The 4,075-nt window shown below is 71.1% G+C and carries 3 protein-coding genes; all 3 read right to left on the bottom strand.

The genetic code is table 11. The features are described 5' to 3' along the window. On the bottom strand, window positions 1–1,320 hold a 1,320-nt coding region (locus ACJ8AT_RS18435; RefSeq protein WP_407739071.1), incomplete at its 3' end, for a hypothetical protein. Next, window positions 1,317–3,248: a TOMM precursor leader peptide-binding protein gene (locus ACJ8AT_RS18430; RefSeq protein ID WP_407739070.1), complete on the bottom strand. Its 1,932-nt coding sequence runs from the start codon at window positions 3,246–3,248 to the stop codon at window positions 1,317–1,319. The genes ACJ8AT_RS18430 and ACJ8AT_RS18435, both read right to left, overlap by 4 nt. Next, a partial coding sequence (locus ACJ8AT_RS18425) for a hypothetical protein (protein ID WP_407739069.1) occupies window positions 3,238–4,075 on the bottom strand: 838 nt, incomplete at its 5' end. The genes ACJ8AT_RS18430 and ACJ8AT_RS18425, both read right to left, overlap by 11 nt.

Raw genomic sequence — 4,075 nt, 5'->3', positions numbered from 1 at the left:
GGCCATGGCGCAGCACAGCCCCTGGGCCACCCACCCCAGCTCCAGGTTGGCCAGCCGCACGCCCCTGGCGCCCCAGCGATCCAGCACCTCGGGGTAGTCCACCGACAGCAGCCAGACCGCGTTCATCGAGAGGATGTTGGTGCTGGTGGGCGGATACGAGAACGCCTGCTGGATCACCGAGAGAAAACGTCCCTTGCGGACGCTGGCGAGCTGCCCCGTGGAGGCAGAGAGCTCGTACACGCCATCATCGAGCCCGCCCACCCGCTCGCTGACGAGGAAGACGCGCAGCCCCGAGGGAGACTCGGCCGTCGTCTCCAGGTCCAGCGGCGGCCGGCGCAGACCCAGGTGCAGCGCGGTATGCACCATGTCACCGGGCACGCGAGTCACCCGGGCACTCAGCCCCGCGCTGCTGCGCCCAGAGGTTCGCGCGTACAGCACCTCCTCCAGCGGCGGAAGCCCCGAGGGCGCCGCCAAGGTGGGGCCTCCCGCGGGCAGCGGGCTCCTCATGGGTGCCTCGGCCTGCCGCCAGCGCTCGAGCTCCGCGCTCTCCAGCCAGCCGGCACGATCCACCCAGGTGAGCGGATGAGCCGCCCGCGGCCGCGCGGCACGCTCTGTCCCCGCGAGCGCCGCTCCTCCTGAGGCCACAGGCTCCAGGTCCACCAGCGCCAGCGGCATCCACGCCTCGGAGCCCGAGAGGCTGAGCCGCTCCCTCAGCTCGGCATCTGGGAAACCCAGCCGCACGGTGGCCGGCAGGCCCAGCGCGCGGGCCAGCAGCGCGAGGTTGTAGAGGGCATGGCCCGCCTCGAGCACCGTGAGCGCATAGCGCAGCGTCCCGTAGGCCTCGGGGATGACGTCGGAGTTGCCCACCAGCGCGACCTGCGCGGGGCCGTCGCTCCGGCCGCTCCGGGCCGTGGGCTCGAGCCGGTGTCCCAGTGGATCATAGTGCGCGGCGCTCGCGCCTCGCAGAAGCCAGGCATGAACCGGAAAGAGGCCGCGCGCCGAGGGAAAGGAGCGGTGCGGGTTGTAGGGGTTGGAGGGCTCGTGGCGCAGCAGCCCGAACGCGCCGTAGAGGGCCGCGTGGATGCGCTCCAGATGCTCGCCCTGGGCCGGCGCCTCCTGGAATGGCGCATACGGCAGGTGCGCGAGGAGCCGGGGAGCCCGGGGCTCCAGCGGCTCGGACTCTGCCTCCGGTGCCAGCCCGGGCACGCGCTCCGGCTGCTGGCCCATGGTCACGGTCCCGACCGACTTTCCATATGACTGCGCGTGAATGAACTCGAGCAGGCGGCGGCGCTCCGCCGGCGGGATGATGGGTCGGCTCATGGGAAGGGATGGGGCGGCAGTTCCAGTTCCTCGTAGGCCCGAGGCGTGGACTGATAGCCCAGCTTCATGGGCACGTTCAGCAGCCGCGACAGCCCTCGGGTGCAGCGGTTGATGTGGCCGAAGGTCATGGGCAGCGAGCCCGGCACCAGCACCTTGGCGCTGCGCAGACCGAGCCGCACTTGCTCGGGCCCGGTGTGCTCCACGGCGATGACGTCCAAGCCGGCCTCACGCACGCGCGTGACCAACTGCTCCAGGTTCTCGGAGAGATCCTCGCGGACCCACTGGCTGCGCCAGTCCGGGAGGAGCTGACTCAGCGGGATCCGCTTGCGATCGGGCCGCAGCAGGAAGTCGAAGCGCCCGAACGCCTGGGGCAGCGTGTAGAGAGCCACGTGATCTTCCAGCGTGCGCACCTTGAATGGATCCCGGAGCATCTCGCTCAGGGCCTCGTCGGTGTGCTTGGAGCCCCGCTCGTACAGGTAGACGCTGGGCGCCAGCTCGTTGAGCGCCGAGAGGATGGCATCCTGCGGATTGGGGCTGGCGCCGGCGGCGCAGAAGGATTTGGGCCGGTCATCGCCCGGGGAGACCGCCAGGGCCCACACGGCGGGGATCCCCACCTCGGTGGTGATGTCAAAGAGGTGGAGCTGGTAGCCGCGAGCCTCGATTCGATCGGCGAGCACGCCGATGTCCTCGCTCTCGCTGCCGTCCAGGATGATCTCCGGCGCCCCGAGCCGGCCGTACCAAGCCAGCAGGAAGGCATCACGTTCGATGATCTCGAGCAGGCCGTGGAAGATGGCCTCCTCCAGTGAGGAGCCCGACGCGGCGCCATTGGAGGTGGACTGCACGAAGTGCTCGGCGGGAGGAATCGCCCGGTGCCAGTAGTAAGCGTGCTGCTCGGGCACCAGCATCGGCCGCTGCTGGGTGAGCGAGTAGCCCCACACCCAGTCCATCTGCAGCTCGGGCGTGTACTCGCACAGCTTGGAGCCGGGATGAGCGCGCAGCTCGGGGAGCCCCAGCAGCACCGGATCCAGCGCATCCTGTTGGAGCTGACGGTAGCTGCCTCGTACCACCGTGCGCCGGCCGCGTGGGCGCATGGCACAATGCCGCTCGAGCGCCTCGATGAAGGCCACCACCTCGGAGCGCAGGTAGGCGCGGCCCCGGCCCCAGCCGGACTCGCGCTGCCCATCCTCGAAGAGGGGGAACTCCGCCGCCATCATGGCCATGGGCGCGTTCTGCACGCGGTACACGTGGGCGACCGGCCCATAGCGCCAGTCATAAAGCTCCGAGCGCACCTGGGGCTGGGTGAGCCAGAGCTTGCGCATGCGAAAGTGCGAAGGCTCCTGCTGCGGACACGGCCTGCGCTCGAGCCGAGCCTGCTCCGCCGAGTCCTCCGGGAGCTGTCCGCACTCCGGGCAGTCCGAGGCCGGCACGAAGTGGTGCCACTGGCCGGCCATGTCCGTGCCCTGGAGCGCGTAGATGCGCCCGTGCACGGTGGCGTCGCTCTCGCGATGGGCCGTGACGGCCTCGGCGACCACCAGCGCCAGCAGCTCCACCCAGGGAGCGATGCTCACGGCCTTGCGCGGGGTGCGCAGATCCTTGGGCGGCAGGCTCGCCACCTGCCGGCGCCGAGACTCCGCGCAGATAATGCAGCCGGGCGCGGAAGGCTCCACCCAGGGACCGACGATGCCCAGCGACACATCCAGCCGGGCATGCAACAGCGGCATCCTCGCGGCGCGGCAGGCCCTCTGCAGCGCCAGCTCGCGCGCCTGCTGCCAGCCCGGCTGCAGGGAGACGACAAGGCCCGGCGAGGACCGCGTGGCGAGCTCCTCGACGCGGCTCAACCGCACCACGGGCACTGCCGGCTCCAGCAGCGCCAGGACGGCCCGGTGCAGGGGACCCTCTCCCAGGAGGTAGATCGGCCTATCTGGCATGGAGGCCCACCCACCCCAGCAACAGACCTCGCGAGCGCACCCCGGGCTCCGCGAGCCAGGGGTGCACCAGCACGCGCAGCCCTGCCCGCTCCAGCGCCGCCAGCACCCCGTCACGCGAGCTCGCGGGGGCGCTCACAGCTTGTGTCGCGGTGGCCTGCTCCACGTGCCGCCGCAGCGAGGGACGCTCGGGTAGACGTGGAGTGCTCGTCTCCAGCTGGACCCGGGCAATGGCCTCCAGCAGCGCCTCCTCCAGCGCCTTGTTGAAGTCCAGCGCCGCCGCCAGCCCGAGCGTGTTCTCGCCTTCAACCACTGCCACCGCGTGGAAGCCGGGGACAGCAGGCAGGCTGAGGTAGTAGACAGCCACGCGCCGGCCCTGCCTCAGCGACAGGGTCTTCCAGCTCAGCGCCGCCTCGCCACTGAGGCCCTTGTCGAGGGACATCCGCGCGGCCTTCACCTCGAGCCCCAGCTCACTCTCGTGGGAGATGTGCCTCAGCAGGCACTGCCGCAGCCCTTCCTCCAGCCAGCTTCCGTAGCTGTCTCCCGCCACCATGGCCAGCCACGGCTGGCGCGGCACCCGCATCGACTCGCCAGTGCTCAGCTCGAGGACGGGCATCACGTCCGGAGCGCCGGACTCGGCGTGGCGGCGGAGCGCGGCGATCAGGGCCTGCGCGGAGGACTCGTCGGCGACGCGGGAGACCCCCAGCACGGCCTGGATCGCGGGCTGGGGCGGCGACGCGGAGACGAAGAGCGGCATCTGCGGCAGATCTCCCGGGTGAGGGGCCACCACCCACCCGAAGAGCTCGTCCGACAGCGGTTGCAGGGACTCG

The organism is Hyalangium sp. (assembly GCF_045802625.1).
Classification (GTDB): domain Bacteria; phylum Myxococcota; class Myxococcia; order Myxococcales; family Myxococcaceae; genus Hyalangium.
This window is presented reverse-complemented; position numbering and strand designations above follow the sequence as displayed.